This is a genomic window from Massilia genomosp. 1, from assembly GCF_011682185.1.
GTDB classification, from domain to species: Bacteria; Pseudomonadota; Gammaproteobacteria; order Burkholderiales; family Burkholderiaceae_D; genus Telluria_A; species Telluria_A rubra.
The window spans coordinates 13,003-27,704 of the sequence record NZ_WHJF01000004.1 but is presented as its reverse complement, the minus strand read 5'-3'; the positions used below and the strand labels follow the sequence as shown (position 1 = coordinate 27,704).

Below are 14,702 nucleotides of genomic sequence, written 5' to 3'. Positions count from 1 at the left end.
GCATGTCGAACGGACTGACTACCGAATACCAACCGAGCACCGTGACGGTGTCGGAGCGCATCCGCGAGCGCCTGGTCGCCAGCAAGACGCGCTTCCACGCCAACGACAATATCGCGCGTTTCATCGAGCCGGGCGAACTCGACGAGCTGCTCGACGAGGTCAGCGCCAAGCTGCAGGGCGTGCTCGAGAGCCTGGTGATCGATACCGTCAGCGACCACAACACCCAGGACACCGGGCGCCGCGTGGCCAAGATGTTCATTAACGAAGTGTTCGGCGGCCGGTATGTGCCGATGCCGCCGGTCACCGAGTTTCCCAACGCATCGCATCTGAACGAGCTGATGATTATTGGCCCGATCACGGTGCGCAGCGCCTGTTCGCACCACCTGTGCCCGGTGATCGGCAAGGTCTGGATCGGGGTGATGCCGAACGAGCATTCGGCGCTGATCGGCTTGTCGAAGTACGCGCGCATCGCCAACTGGATCATGAGCCGTCCGCAGATCCAGGAAGAAGCCGTGGTGCAACTGGCAGACTTGTTGCAGGAAAAAATGCAACCGGACGGGCTGGCGGTTGTGATGGAAGCGGACCATTTTTGCATGCAATGGCGCGGCGTAAAGGATATGGATGCGAAAATGATCAACAGCGTCATGCACGGTTCGTTCTTGAAAGATCCGGCGCTGCGGCGCGAGTTTTTGTCCCTGATTAAACGCTGATCTTCGGAGAATCACACCATGCTCGTTCGTCTCCTGTACGCCAGCCGCGCCATTGCTTCGCCGCAGCCCGATACGATCCACGACATCATGTGCCAGTCGCACGCGCACAATCCCGCCCAGGGCATCACGGGCATCCTGTGCCACAGCGAGCACGTCTACATGCAGGTGCTTGAAGGCGGGCGCGAGGCGGTCAACGGGCTGTACGCGAAAATCGTGCGCGATCCGCGCCATACCGATGTGGTGCTGCTGCACTATGAAGAAATCAACGAGCGGCGCTACGCCGGCTGGACCATGGGCAAGGCCAACCTGGCGCGCATCAATCCGTCGACCCTGCTGCGTTTTTCGGACTTGCCGGGATTGAACCCGCATGCCATGTCGGGCAAGAATTCGCTGGCGCTGATCGACGAACTGATGGCCAGCGCGTCGGTGGTCGGCCACCCGTAAGGCAAGGCCGGCCAGCCGCGCCGCGATTGCGGTCCCGGTCATCGTGACCGAAGGCGATGGACCAGCCTCGTCACCCCCGGCATGTCGGCCAGCAGCGTGATGCCGTTGGCGTCTTCGATCACGTCCACCGGCGGTATCAGGATGCCGGTGCGGGCCGCGATGGCGCCGCCCGCCGCCGTGCCGCCCTGGTCGCTGGCGGAACCGGCGGAACCGGCAGACTGGCCGCCGCCATTGCCCGCACTGCCGGCAATGGCGGCATCTGAGGGATCACCCATCGGCCCCGGATTGCCCGCCTGGCCGGCCGTACCCGCCGCGCTTGCCGCGCCGCTGTGTTCTTCGCTGTGTTCATTCTCGTTGCTCGTCATGGTGCGTTGTCCTGTTCAGTGAACTGAAATACGGCGCGGCTGCGTTGCCTCGCGGCGCGCCACGCTGACGTGCAGCACGCCATCGCGATACTGTGCCGACACCGACACCGATTCGGGGTCGATGTCGTCCGGCAGGCTGAGCACCCGCTTGAAGCGGACGGCGAAGCGCTCGTTGATCTGGACCGTGGCTTGCTGCTGCGCGCTCGACAGATCGTCGGCACGCTCGCCGGCGATGCTCAGCACCCCGTGTTCGAGCTGGACCTCGATCGATGCCGGGTCGAGCCCGGGCACGAACGCGTACATCTCGACGCTGTGCGGCGTACTGCCGACATTGAACGCCGGAAAGCCGCCACGGCCCAGCCCGCGAATGCTGGGACCGAGGTCGAAGGATTGCTCGATTTCGCGCTGGAGGCGGTCCAATTCGGCGAACACATCGCCTGGAAACATGGATCGATACATCATCATGGTGTTCTCCCGTTTAGCTGCTTGGCTGATGGAAGTTTGACCGGGTGCGGCGGGAGTAGTTCACCAGCGCCGCCTGGCGCGGCCGTCCGGCGCACGGTGTTTGAGATAGATCAAAGGTGCGCGCAGGGCGCGGGCCGCAGAACCGGCAGCAGTGCGAGGCCAGCCTTATGCGGCCTGGAGTTCGTGGTACAGCGCCAGCATTTCCAGGCTCAGCTTGTGACGCGGGTCGAGGTGGATCATGGGCAGGTTGCGGTCGTGCGATTCGCGGATGCGGATCGAACTCGACAGCTTGTTGACGAGCACCGGCAAGCCTTCCGCGCTCAGTTCGTTCACCAGGCGCTGCGGCAGCAGGGCGCGCGCCTGGAACTGGTTCACGACGATGCCTTCGATCGCGAGCGCGGGATGGTGGTCGGCCTTGATCTCGGCCACGTTGGCCACCAGGGTGTAGAGCGCCTGGCGCGAAAAATCGTCGCAATCGAAGGGGATCAGGCAGCGGTCGGCGGCAATCAGGGCCGACTGGGTGAAAAAGTTGTAGGCGGGCGGGGTGTCGACAAAGATGTCGTCGAAGTCCTTGGCCAGTTCGTTCAGGGTATCGCGCAGCTTGTAGATTTTGTGGCGCGATTCGAGCTTGGCCTGCAAGTCGCCCAGTTCCGGGTGCGAGACCATGATCGACAAATTGGGGAACGGGGTGGGATGGACGAAGTCGGCGGCCGGTTTGGGGAAGACGATGAAGTTGAGCATTTGCTCGAAGTAGGCGCCCATGGTCGGGGCCACCTCGTTCATGGCCGCGCCGAGCAGGTAGCGGCTGGCGTTGCACTGCGGATCGAGGTCGATCAGCAGGGTTTTCTTGCCCTCATGGGCCGCAATGGCTGCCAGGTTGACCGCAATCGTCGACTTGCCGACGCCACCCTTCTGGTTGAAAATCACACGTTTCATCTGCCGGCCCCGGAAAGTGATTTATTTTTCAATACTAGCATGCTGCGATGCGGCAAAGGGCCTTGGCGACGGCGCGTGTGCGCGCGGCGCGGCTGGCGCGGGGGATCAGTCTTCCAGCAGGCTGCGCAGCATCCAGGCGTATTTTTCGTGCGTCTGCATGCGCTGGGTCAGCAGGTCGCAGGTGGGCTGGTCGTTGGCTTTTTCGGCCACGCTGAACAGGGCGCGCGCGGTCCGCACCACGGTGGCCTGGCCTTCCATCAGGTCGCGGATCATGTCCTTGGCATTCGGCGTGCCGCTGCTCGGGGTGATCGAGGTCAGCGCGGCGAATTGCTGATAGGATCCCGGCGCCAGCTCACCGAGCGCGCGGATGCGCTCGGCGATCAGGTCGACCGCCAGCCACTGCTCGTTGTACAAGGTCATGAACATGGTGTGCAGGGTCTGGAACATCGGACCGGTCACGTTCCAGTGGTACTGATGGGTTTTCAGGTACAGGGTATAGCTGTCGGCGAGCAGGCGCGACAGGCCTTCGACGACTTGCTTGCGGTCCTCATCGGCAATGCCGAGGTCGACCATGGGGGCTTGGGTTTTGCTGTTCATAAGTGCATGCTCCTGGATGAAGTAATAAATGGAAAACGGTGAGGAATATAAGCGATTTCAGGCTGGCGCGTGCGCCCCGGCGTGGATCTGGCCGACGATCTCGTAGGAGTGCAGGCGCGCCTGGTGATCGAACACTTGCGAGGTGATCATCAACTCGTCGGCGCCGGTGCGTTCGATGAACTGCTGCAACTGGCGCTCGACCGTGTGCGGCGCACCGATGGCCGAGCACGACAGCACCTGGTCGAGCATGGCGCGTTCTTGCGGGCCGAGGGCGTCGAGGTAGCCGGACACGGGCGCTTGCAAGCGTCCCGGACGGCCGCTGCGCAGGTTGACGAACGCTTGCTGCATTGAGGTCGCCAGCAGTGCGGCTTGCTCGTCGGTATCGGCGGCGAAGACGTTAAAGCCGAGCATGACGTAGGGCTTGTCGAGCTGGGCCGACGGGCGGAACTGGGCGCGGTACAAGTCCACGGCCTGCATCATCTGGGCCGGCGCGAAGTGCGAAGCGAAGGCATACGGCAGGCCGAGGTGGGCGGCCAGCTGGGCGCCGAACAGGCTCGAACCGAGGATCCAGACCGGCACCTTCAGGCCCGCGCCGGGCACGGCCATGACCGGGCGGCGCGAGTTTTCGGCAAAATAGTCCATCAGCTCGACCACGTCTTGCGGGAATTCGTCGGCGTCGGACTGCAGGTTGCGGCGCATGGCGCGCGCGGTGGCCTGGTCCGAGCCGGGAGCGCGCCCCAGGCCGAGGTCGATGCGGCCGGGATACAGCGACTCGAGCGTGCCGAATTGTTCGGCGATGACCAGCGGAGAATGATTCGGCAGCATCACGCCGCCGGCGCCGACCCGGATGGTGGAGGTGCCGCCGGCCACGTAGCCGAGCAGCACGGCGGTGGCGGCGCTGGCGATGCCGGGCATGCCGTGGTGTTCGGCCAGCCAGTAGCGGTTAAAGCCCCAGCGTTCGGCATGCTGCGCCAGGTCGAGCGTGTTCTGGAACGACACGCGCGCGCTGCTGCCTTGGGTGATCGGGGACAGGTCGAGTACGGAAAAGGGGATCATTGTCGGTGCCTTGGGTCGGTAAGGGGGCGGCGCGGCCTCTGATAGTGCAGCGCGGTCTTACCCACATGGGGACGGGCGCGCCGTTTAAAAGGCGTTCCATCCACATGACGTTTGGCAACTCACAGCGCCATCGAGCCTAAGCTGCTGGGCATCATCGAGGCGGCCGCCAGGAATCCGGACAAGGCGGCCGGATCGGATGCGCAAAAGATCGGCGACTTCTATGCCAGCGACATGGACGAAGCGAAAATCGAACAGCTCGGCATGCGGCCGCTGCAAGCGACACTGGGGCGGATTGCCGCCGTGCGCGACAAGCGCAAGCTGCCGGCCCTGTTCGCGGCGCTGCGGCTGGCGGACGTCAAGCTTGCGTACCCATTGAGCATTCATCAGGACGCCAAGGATGCGACCCGCTACGTCGCCGACATCGCCCAAAGCGGCCTGGGCCTGCCCGACCGCGACTACGACCTCAAGCCCGATGACGCCAAGCTGTCCGGCACGCTGGTCCAGTACGGCCTGCACATCGAGCGCATCCTGACCCTGGCCGGTGTGGCCGACGCCGCGGCCAACGCCAGCGCGATCGTGGCGCTGGAAACAGCGATCGCGCGCATCCAGTGTGGAGCGCGGTGCAGAACCGCGATCCCGGCAAAATCTACAACACAGGAAAGATTTCGTCATAGAAAATGGACAGTCAAACATTGACTGGCGCCGGCCTGCGGAAAGTGCGTCGGCCCGCCTGAAAAGCAACAGGCCGGATCGTTATCTCATCGATATCTGCAAATAATGTGTAATAGCAAGGTCATGCGGGTGTCACTCTGCCGTAACATTAGGGCAATATTATCTTTCTTGCCTGCAAAAACAGGCCACGACCCTGATGATTTTTCAAGAAAGACAGCCATGCAGTATTGCCCGCCAACACCCCGCGGCACGCCCCTTGCCGCGCGCCTCCTGTTTGCCGCGCTGATGGGCGCCAGCCTGGCCGCCTGCGGCAACGACGACCCGGCGCCGACCACGCCGGTCGCGCAAACGCCGGCGCCCGCGCCCGGCGCGGCCGATCCGGCGCGCGCCTGCAGCGCCAAGTCAGCCAGCATGCGTTGTGCCCCGTGAGCGCCGCTTCCTTCGCGCCACCCAATAGAAGCGACAAAAAATGACGATGACACCCACCAGCAGACGCGCGTTCTTGCGCCAGGCCGCCAAGGTCGGCGCTAGCGCCGCCGCGCTTTCCATGTTTCCGCCCGCGATCAGCCGGGCACTTGCGGTCGCGGCCAACAACCGTACCGGCACCATCCGGGATGTCGAGCATATCGTGATCCTGATGCAGGAAAACCGTTCCTTCGACCATTACTTCGGCACCCTGAAAGGAGTGCGCGGGTTCGGCGACCGCTTCCCGATCCCGCTGCCGGCCTCGAACGCGATCGGCAAGCACCGGGTCTGGTACCAGCTCAACGACAGCGTGCCGGCGGCGCCGCGCGTGATCGCGCCCTTCCATCTGAATACCCAGCAAAGCTTCAATGCCATGCGGGTGTCGGGCACGCCGCACAGCTGGCCGAACGCGCAGTACGCGTGGAACCACGGCATCATGGATACCTGGCCGACCCACAAGCAAAACCATTCGATGGGCTACTACAAGGAAGCCGATATTCCTTTCCAGTTCGCGCTGGCCAACGCGTTTACCATGTGCGACGCCTACCATTGCTCGTTCCAGGGCGGCACCAACCCGAACCGGGTGTACGCCTGGACCGGCGCCAACGATCCGCTCAAGCAGGGCAACGGCCCGGTGATCGGCAACAGCTACGACAGCGTCGAGCACGACCCGACCGGCGGCTACGCCTGGCTCACCTATCCGGAACGCTTGCAGGCGGCCGGCATCGGCTGGCAGGTGTACCAGAACATGGCCGACAACTTTACCGACAATCCGCTGGCGGGCTTCCGGCGCTTCCGCGATGCCTTCGTCAACCTGCCCGGGTCCGATCCGCAGTTGCGCGAACGGGGCATGAGTACGCGCGACCTCGACCAGCTCAAGCTCGACGTGCAAGGTAACAGGCTGCCGCAGGTGTCGTTCATCGTCGCCACGGCCGAAGGGTCGGAGCATCCCGGCCCGTCCAGCCCGGCGCAGGGCGCCGAGTACACCGCGGCCGTGCTGGACGCGCTGACCTCGAACGCCGACGTCTGGAGCAAGACCGTGCTGTTCCTGATGTTCGACGAAAACGATGGCTTTTTCGACCATGTGCCGCCGCCTGCCGCGCCATCGTATGTGCAATGGAACAGCGACCCGAAGCAAGCGCTGCTGGCCGGCGCCTCGACCGTCAGCACCGTCGGCGAATATCATGAGATCGCTTCCACCGAAACGAGCGAAGCGGCGGCCCTCATGCACCGCCCGTACGGGCTCGGTCCGCGCGTGCCGATGTATGTGATTTCGCCGTGGAGCAAGGGCGGCTGGGTCAATTCGCAAGTGTTCGACCACACCTCGGTGATCCGCTTCATCGAAACCCGTTTCGGGGTGATGGAACCGACCATCACGCCGTGGCGCCGCGCCGTGTGCGGCGACCTGATGAGCGCCTTCAACTTCAAGGACCCGGACGGCGCGGCGTTTGCGACCGCCTTGCCGGACACCAAGGCGCTGGCCGCGCGCGCCCGCGCGCTGGGCGACACCAAGACCCCGGACCTGCCGCCCTTGCCCGAACTGCCGACCCAGGTGGCCGGCACGCGGCCCTCGCGCGCCTTGCCGTACGAGCTGCACGTGAGCGCGCGTACACACCCTGACAAGGTCGAGGTCGAACTGCTGTTCTCGAACACGGGCGCGGCCGCGGCGGTGTTCCATGTGTACGACCAGAACCAGCTGAACAAGCCGCCACGGCGCTACACGGTGGAAGCGGGCAAGGACTTGAACGGGGTCTGGGCGCTGGGCGAGCAGATGGGCAAGTACGACCTGTGGGTGCTGGGGCCGAACGGTTTTCACCGTCACTTCAGCGGCACGGCGGCGCGCCTGGGGCCGCAGCCGGAAATCCAGGTGTGCTACGACATCGTCAACGGCGCCGTCTCGGCCAAGTTGCGCAACGACGGCGCGCTGGCGGCCACCTTTGTGCTCAAGGCCAACGCTTACTTCGATGCGCCGGCGTGGACTGTGACGGTGGCGGCCGGCGCGATATCGGAGCAAGCCTGGCCGCTGTGCGATTGCGGCAACTGGTACGACTTCAGCGTGCGCGTGACTGAACTGCCCGGCTACGTGCGGCGCTTCGCCGGCCGCGTGGAAACGGGCAAGGATGCGATCAGCGATCCGGCCATGGGCGGGCTGGCGCTGGCGGGGGATTAATCCGCGCCGGCTCGCTTGCTTGCCCACGCAAGCAGGGACGCCTCTGCAATGGCGCGGCCGTGAGCGGTCGCGCGCCCGCGCCTGTGCTGACGGCGTCCGCTACGGCGTCCGCTACGGCGTCCGCTACGGCGCCGCCGAAAACGAACTATGCGAAGGAAACTTCTTCTTCATCCACTCATCGTTCAGTTGCAGGGCGGTGACGATATCGGCCGGCAGCGAATCGAGAATCTCGGGATCGTCGCTCGGGGTATCGGCCAGCAGGCTGGCCAGGTGGATGATGGCGCCGAGTTTGCTGAACGGATGCGCCGCCATCGGGTCCGATGAGCATTCCAGCGCGCGCACGATCGGCACCGGAAAGTTCCAGCGCCGGCCCAGCTCGGCAGTAATTTCCCCTTCGCAAAACCCCAGCAAGCGCTGCTCGCGCTCCCAGCGTCCGCCCGGCAAGTGCGGCTGCTGTTCGATTTCGGCGAACGCGGTCGGCTCGGCCTGGTAAATCAGCAGTTCGCCCAGGCGCACCATCATCCCGGCCAGCCACGCATCCTGGCCATCGTTGCCGAGGCCCGTCGAGAGCCACTTGGCGTAGCCGGCGCACGCCATGCTGCTTTTCCAGAATTCATCGCTGTCGAGCCCTGGCAGGTCGGGAAACGATTCGGCGAAGCAAGCCGCCAGCGCCAGGGTGCGCACGTGCGCCATGCCGGTCATGGCGATGGCGTCGTCGAGCGAATTGACGCCGCGCGAGACGCCGAAGCGGGCGCTGTTGGCCAGGCGCATCAGCTTGGCGGTGAGCGACGGATCGCGCGCGATGATGGCGCTGATCGCCTTGGCCGAGGCATCTTCATCGTCCAGCGTCTTGATGAGCGCGTGGGCCACTTCGGAAATCACCGGGAGTTTGACGTTCTGAAAAAATGCGGAGAGTACGGGCATGGGGCTTCCTTTTGAAGGTCAGTCGCGGCGTGAGGAAAGGGAGTGCGAACGGGACAGCGTGGACAGGACAAAGGTAGCGTCGCCGGGGTGTGCCGGGCGCGTCGGTTGATGAACGGCGGTGCGAAATCGGGCAGGCATGCTTCGGTGATCCCCAGCTTGCGTTGATGATCCAGTCTACTCTGAGTAATGCCCCATGCAAACAGAATCCGCAGCGTCCAGGACATGCCGGCGCGGCGCGCGCAGGGGCGGCGCGCCGTTTCCTCTACGGGCGACTGGCGCGCCATGCAGCGTGCGTAGAAAAAGCCGGTCCGCGCCAACCCTGCCAAGGTGTTGTTTTAGCGTGCGCAAGGACCGGGCGCGCTGGCGCGCCTGGGCCGATAATGTGTCGCTCGATACTTCTGGGAATTGACTATCGTCAATGCTATCCAGGCATCGCAGAGCAAGATTGAAGACTGGTCAGTCCCGTTCAATCACTCCGGAGGCAATCGCCATGACCCATTGGAACCCATCGTTCGCCCGCGCGCTCGCCGCCACGCTCGTGTCCATCGACCTGGCCGGCTGCGGCGGCGCGCAACAGACGCCGGACAGGACGCTGTCGCTGACCGTGTTGTCGAGCAAGCCGCATGAAGTGTCCGGCGGCGACGCCCGGATTGCCGTCAACGCGGCCCCGGATGCGCCCGGGAAGATGACCTTCCTGCTCAATGGCCAGCCGATCGATCCGCCGATGGTGGCCGCCGGCACGCGCATGGAAGGGGTGGTGACGGGCCTGGCCGACGGCGCCAATACGCTCGAGGTGCGCTACGCCGCTAATGGCGGCCGCGGTGCTTCGGCCTCGCTGGTGCTGACCAACCATCCGCTGAACGGTCCCATTTTCAGCGGCCCGCAGCAGCAGCCCTTCGTGTGCCGCACCCAGGAGTCGGGCCTGGGCCAGCCGCTGGTCGATAAGCAGGACGGGGTCGGCCATCCGGTGTTCGACACGGTTGGCGGGCGCCTGGTCGGCCACAGCAAGTCGTGCGCCATCAAGACCCAGATCCACTACTTCTATTTTAACGGCGAGGGCTTCAAGCCATTCGATGCCGCCACTGGCTACGCCACGCCCCCGGCCGACCTGAAAACCATCACGCTCCATGGCGCCAGCGTGCCGTATGTGGTACGGGTCGAAGCGGGCACCATCAACCGTTTTGTGTACACCATCGCCATGCTGGCGCCGGTGGCGCAGGGCCAGGATGCGGCGCCGGGCTTCGAGCGCGCCTCCTGGAACCGCAAGCTGGTCTACTGGCTGCGCGGCGGCGTCGGCCTGGGCCACCAGCAGGGCACGGCGATCTGGTTCAGCAATGGCCTGCGCGGCGCCGAGCGCCAGATCATTTCGCGCATCCTGGCGCAGGGCTATGCGGTGCTCAGTTCGTCCGGTAACGAAGCGGGCGTGCATTACAACATGCGCCTGGCCGAAGAAACCGCCATGATGAGCAAGGAGCGCTTCATCGAAGCGGTCGGCGTGCCCGCCTTCACCATCGGGATCGGCGGCTCGGGCGGGGCGGTGCAGCAGTATCTGTTTGCCCAAAACCGGCCGGGATTGCTGGACGCCGGGATTCCGGTGCAATCGTATCCGGACATGGTCACGCAAACCGTCCCGGTGGCCGACTGCCCGCTGCTGGAGCAGTATTTCAGCGACGAGGTGGCGCGCGACCCGGCCTCGACGTGGGCCAGCTGGAGCCGGCGCGCGCTGATCGAAGGCTCGAATGCCAGCGAGACGGTGGCCAATCCGGTCACCGGCAAACCCGGATCGACCGAATGCATCAACGGCTGGCAGGGCGCGGTGCCGACCGTGCTCAATCCCGTCTTCAAGGATCCGCGCTACGAGCTGGTGGCGCAAAATTACGGCTATCCGGCGGACGTCTTTGCCAAGGTCAAATGGACGCACTGGAACGACCTGGCCAATATCTATGGCGTAGACGGCGACGGCCATGCCCCCAGCCCGATCGATAACGTCGGCGTGCAGTACGGCCTTGGCGCGCTGGCCAAGGGGCAGATCGGCAAGGAGGAATTCTTGCGCATCAACGCCTGCGTCGGCAGCTGGAAGGAGCCCTCGCAGTTCGTCATGTGGGAGTCGGACAGCGATCCTTTCGACGCGCGCAACATGCGCCACAGCGCCAACTGCCGCGACCCGGGCGGCGTGCCGGCGCCACGGCGCGCGGGCGATCTGTCGGCCATGCGCGCGGCCTACACATCGGGCCATGTGTTCACCGGGCAGCGCCTGGGCATTCCCATGATCGACGTGCGTCCGTATCTGGAACCAGCGCTCAATATGCACAATGCGCGCCAGGCGTTTTCGGTGCGCGCGCGCCTGCTGGACGCCAACCGCGCGGCGGCGAAGAACCAGGTGATCTGGTTCGCGCACGAGAAAGCCGACCAGAGTGAGCGCGCCCTCGATGCGCTGGCGGTGCTGGACCGTTACCTGAGCGAAGGCGCAGCGCCGGCCGGCTTTACCGACCAGTGTTTCGATGCCGGCGGTGCGGTGATCGGTAGCGGACCGTCAAGCTGGGATGGGGTGTTGAACCAGCGGCCCAAGGGCGCCTGCAGCGCGGCCTTTCCGATTTTTTCCAGCCCGCGCATGGTGGCGGGCGAATCGATCAAGGGCGATATCTTCAAGTGCAAGCTCAAACCGGTGGCGGCGGCGCTGCGCGACGGCAGCTATCCGGACACGGCCCGCTTCAGCGCGGGTGAGCGCCAATGGCTGGAGCGGATCTTCCCGCAAGGTGTGTGCGACTATCGCGCCGGCGACCAGGGCCGGCCGGCGCGCTGGTGACAGCGGGCGGCCCCGCTTACCTGGCGCCGCTGTACTTGAAGGCCAGGATCGCGCCCGGATTTTCCAGCCTGGTGGCCGGCGCACCGTTCTCGCCGGTGCCGAGCGAGCCTTCGACATCGGTGGCCACGTAAATGGTGGCGCCATCGGCGCTGACCACCACATCGCGATACCGGTTCACCGAGCGAAACAGCGGCTCGGCGTCACCGAGCGGCACGTGCGCTGCCGGATCGAGCCGCACGCGGTAGATGGCGCCGCGTTTCAGGCTGCCGATCAGCAGCGAATTCTCCCATCCCGGCACGCCGGCCTTGCCGCCCTTGTAATAGGCGACCGAGGACGGGGCCACCGTGGGCCAGCAGATGTAATACAGGCTGTTTTCGGCGCACACCGGGTCCTTGAAACTGAAGCTGTGGTCGACCGTGTAGAAGGTTTTCAACGGTTCCACAAAATCCGGGTCGGACCACGCCGATTCCTTTTGCACCGGCACCGCCGGCGGCACGCTGGCGCCGTTCAAGGCCGGGTCTTTCACGCCCTCGCAGCCGCCTTCGGCCTTCGAATAATTGGCGTAGGCGTAGGCGGCGTTATCCTTGTAGCCGGCCACGTTCGGCCAGCCGTAATTGCGCCCGGCCAGGATCAGATTGAGTTCGTCGTCGGTATCCGGTCCCTGGTCGGTGGCGAACAGCTGGCCGGCGGGGCTGAACAGCATGCCCTGGGTATTGCGGATGCCCCAGGCGTAGACATGGCTTTTCACGCCGTGGATGAGCGGGTTATCAAGCGGGATGGAGCCGTCCTGGTTCAGGCGCAGGATCTTGCCGCGATAGGCGCGCCAGTCGGCGGCGCGCACCTCGGCGGCGCTCGGCAGCACCTGCGCCTGGTTCGGCACGCACAGATAGGTCATCTGGTTGGCGCCCTGGTCGCCGATCGCGTAGTACAGCTTCTGGTCGGGGCCGAACAGCAGGCGCGCCGACTGGTGGTCGTGCGAGGATGGCAAGCCTTTGATGAGATCCTTCGGCGCACCGAGTTGTTGGGTCTTCGCATCGTAGGTGTAGCGGCGGATCGCGGTACGGTTGGGAAAAGCGCCGCCGTCGCCGCTGGCGTACGAAAACGACACGTATACATAGTCGCGCCCGCGTTTCCTGAGCAGGTCCGGGTGCAGCGCCAGCCCGAGCAAGCCATCTTGCGCCTTCTCGGACGAGACCACCTCGTCGATGGTGGCGATCACGGTTTTCCGGCCGCTGGCCGGATCGACGCGCAGCACGCGCTTGCCGGTCTGCTCGGTCAGCCACAGCTGGCCATCCGGTCCCAGCACCATATTGTGGGGGTTGGCGAAGCCGCTCGCGAGCACGCTTTTGGTAAAGCCCGGCGGCAGCGGCGCCACCTTGGTCCCGGTCGGCGGCGGCGGTTCGGCCCATGCCGGTGCGCTGGCGGCCAGCAGGAGGATCAGGGTGTGCGCAAGGCCGGTACGGTGCATGTTCTCTCCAGGGGCCGCGGGCCCGGTTGCTGTCGGTATGGTCAAGCAAGCAATATACGCTACTTGCATAAGCACACGATTGGCCCAAAAAAAACGCCACCCGAAGGTGGCGTGATGGCGACAGCGGCGCTGTTTAGCGCGCCGCGATCCCGGCTTTGCCGCAGTGGGCCGCCAGGGCTGGCGCCATGCTCGCGAGCATGGTGTTGGTGGCATAGTTCAGGGCGGTGACGTGCTCCGACTGGGCGCCCCACATATTCGCCTTGCTGCCGGTGGCGCGGAATTTCTCCTGCGCCGCGCCTTGCGCCGTCACGTCCAGCGCCACCATCGCGTTGATGCGCATGTGGCCGAACAAGGTGTAGGCGCGGATCAGGCGCACATCGAGGTTGACCGCCTGCGGCACGGCGGTTTTGCTGTGCGAGACGGTGAAACCGTATTCTTTCAGCGCATCGAGGCTGGCGCTGACAAACGGTTCCGGGCTGTCGGTCGGCACCGGAAAGTCGGCGCCGATACCGTCCTTGGTCGGGCGCTGGTCGCTGATGCTGACGATATTGATGGCGCAGGCGCCCGCAACCGGCTTGGCGACAACATCGCTGCTGGCCGCTTCATAATTGAGCGCTACTTTGGTTTCGGCCGCGCCGGCGCTGACTGCCAGCAGGCACGACAACAGTGGAGCAAACAGGTGGATCGATGGTTTCTTCATGGTCGGTTCCGCTTCTTATTGGGCGATGGAATACAGGTGGCCGTTGAGCGCACGGAGGACGGCGCGGCCGTTGGCGGACGCCAGCACGGGTGCGTTCGGCTGGGCCACGCTGACACCGGGGATCATCGGAATGGTCCCTTTCGGCAGGTCGGCGGCGTCGGCCGGGCCGGCCATCAGGTCGAGTTTCATCATCAGCATGAGGTTGTCGATGGCGTCCTTGGACGCGCTGCGGTAGGCCGAGCCCTTGTTATCGCCCCAGGCCTTGAGCGAGTCGGCGCCGCCCGCGCCCAAGGGGCTGGACACGAAGACATAGGTATTGAAGAAGGACTTCTGTTCCACGTTCGGGCGCGACAGGGTGGCCACCGAGCGCACGCTCAGCTGCTTGAAGTCGGGCGAGAAGGTGTAGCTGGTCTGGATGACCATCAAGCCCTTGCCGGCGCCAACCGCATTGATGCGGTCGGTGATCTGCTGCATGGTCGACGGCATCGGCTGGCTTTCGGGAGCGCCGAACTTGAGCGGCGTGCCGCTGGCCAGGTTGGCGGCCAGCGCCTGCAGGTAGTGGGAGCGGAAATCGTAGTCGTCGACCGAGGCGTAGAACGGGGCCAGGACGCCGTGAATGGTGTTCTGGCGCGATTCGGCCACTTTCGAGTCGATGAATGCACCGATCAGGCCGCCACCGAGGGCGGCGCTGGCGCCGAACGCTTCGGCGCGCACGATGATTTCGTCCTGGGGCAGCAGGCTCGTCACAGGTACCTGGGTCAGTTCTTTCGCCGCCGGGTCGAGCGCGACCCGTGTCGGGGCGGTGGTGCAGGCACTAAAGCACAGCGCTACAGCGCCGGCGATCATCATCCTGGAGAGCATTTTCGTATTCCGTTCCGTGATTGATTGGTCCTGTGGACAGGACTTTCGTTGTAAATATATCCG

15 protein-coding genes are annotated in these 14,702 nt (G+C 65.0%); 6 read left to right on the top strand and 9 right to left on the bottom strand.

Features of this window, described 5'->3' with window-relative positions; translation table 11 throughout:
• Positions 1-2 precede the first annotated feature (2 nt).
• Together folE and F1735_RS02325 are read left to right on the top strand one after the other, a co-directional pair.
• Positions 3-710: a GTP cyclohydrolase I gene (folE, locus tag F1735_RS02330; RefSeq protein WP_054266098.1), complete on the top strand. Its 708-nt coding sequence runs from the start codon at positions 3-5 to the stop codon at positions 708-710.
• Positions 711-728: 18 nt separating this feature from the next.
• The gene (locus F1735_RS02325; RefSeq protein ID WP_167223902.1) at positions 729-1,154 is read left to right on the top strand and encodes a BLUF domain-containing protein; all 426 of its coding nucleotides are present in this window, start codon (positions 729-731) and stop codon (positions 1,152-1,154) included.
• 38 nt (positions 1,155-1,192) lie between these two features.
• On the opposite strand, the gene F1735_RS36260 is transcribed toward F1735_RS02325, so the two are convergent.
• The 5 genes from F1735_RS36260 to F1735_RS02300 form a co-directional block, all read right to left on the bottom strand.
• A complete protein-coding gene (locus F1735_RS36260) occupies positions 1,193-1,519 on the bottom strand; it encodes a hypothetical protein (RefSeq protein WP_187364134.1) in 327 nt (108 codons plus the stop codon).
• A 15-nt stretch (positions 1,520-1,534) separates the two neighbouring features.
• Complete coding sequence (locus F1735_RS02315) at positions 1,535-1,978, bottom strand: Hsp20/alpha crystallin family protein (protein ID WP_167235501.1); 444 nt, start codon at positions 1,976-1,978, stop codon at positions 1,535-1,537.
• A 171-nt stretch (positions 1,979-2,149) separates the two neighbouring features.
• Positions 2,150-2,920, bottom strand: a complete 771-nt coding sequence (locus F1735_RS02310; protein WP_167235417.1) for a ParA family protein — start codon at positions 2,918-2,920, stop codon at positions 2,150-2,152.
• A 105-nt stretch (positions 2,921-3,025) separates the two neighbouring features.
• A complete protein-coding gene (locus F1735_RS02305) occupies positions 3,026-3,517 on the bottom strand; it encodes a Dps family protein (RefSeq protein ID WP_167235416.1) in 492 nt (163 codons plus the stop codon).
• 57 nt (positions 3,518-3,574) lie between these two features.
• Entirely contained in the window at positions 3,575-4,573 is a 999-nt protein-coding gene (locus F1735_RS02300; protein WP_167235415.1) for an LLM class flavin-dependent oxidoreductase, read from the bottom strand.
• 111 nt (positions 4,574-4,684) lie between these two features.
• On the opposite strand from F1735_RS02300, the gene F1735_RS02295 reads away from it, so the two are divergent.
• The 3 genes from F1735_RS02295 (at position 4,685) to F1735_RS02285 (ending at position 7,880) form a co-directional block, all read left to right on the top strand.
• Positions 4,685-5,269, top strand: a complete 585-nt coding sequence (locus F1735_RS02295) for a M13 family metallopeptidase N-terminal domain-containing protein (protein WP_167235414.1) — start codon at positions 4,685-4,687, stop codon at positions 5,267-5,269.
• A 195-nt stretch (positions 5,270-5,464) separates the two neighbouring features.
• Positions 5,465-5,674: a hypothetical protein gene (locus tag F1735_RS02290; RefSeq protein ID WP_167235413.1), complete on the top strand. Its 210-nt coding sequence runs from the start codon at positions 5,465-5,467 to the stop codon at positions 5,672-5,674.
• Between the two features lie 46 nt (positions 5,675-5,720).
• The gene (locus F1735_RS02285; protein WP_167235412.1) at positions 5,721-7,880 is read left to right on the top strand and encodes a phosphocholine-specific phospholipase C; all 2,160 of its coding nucleotides are present in this window, start codon (positions 5,721-5,723) and stop codon (positions 7,878-7,880) included.
• 123 nt (positions 7,881-8,003) lie between these two features.
• On the opposite strand, the gene F1735_RS02280 is transcribed toward F1735_RS02285, so the two are convergent.
• Positions 8,004-8,804, bottom strand: a complete 801-nt coding sequence (locus tag F1735_RS02280; protein ID WP_167235411.1) for an HDOD domain-containing protein — start codon at positions 8,802-8,804, stop codon at positions 8,004-8,006.
• Between the two features lie 490 nt (positions 8,805-9,294).
• Here F1735_RS02280 and F1735_RS02275 point away from each other — a divergent pair, with 490 nt between their 5' ends.
• Positions 9,295-11,610, top strand: a complete 2,316-nt coding sequence (locus tag F1735_RS02275; RefSeq protein WP_167235410.1) for a DUF6351 family protein — start codon at positions 9,295-9,297, stop codon at positions 11,608-11,610.
• A 16-nt stretch (positions 11,611-11,626) separates the two neighbouring features.
• On the opposite strand, the gene F1735_RS02270 is transcribed toward F1735_RS02275, so the two are convergent.
• From F1735_RS02270 to F1735_RS02260, 3 genes are all read right to left on the bottom strand, one after another.
• Entirely contained in the window at positions 11,627-13,078 is a 1,452-nt protein-coding gene (locus F1735_RS02270; RefSeq protein WP_167235409.1) for a glucose/sorbosone family PQQ-dependent dehydrogenase, read from the bottom strand.
• A gap of 133 nt (positions 13,079-13,211) precedes the next feature.
• Positions 13,212-13,778, bottom strand: coding sequence for a hypothetical protein (locus tag F1735_RS02265; RefSeq protein ID WP_167235408.1), 567 nt, complete (start codon positions 13,776-13,778; stop codon positions 13,212-13,214).
• 15 nt (positions 13,779-13,793) lie between these two features.
• A complete protein-coding gene (locus F1735_RS02260; RefSeq protein ID WP_167235407.1) occupies positions 13,794-14,639 on the bottom strand; it encodes a hypothetical protein in 846 nt (281 codons plus the stop codon).
• Positions 14,640-14,702 lie beyond the last annotated feature (63 nt).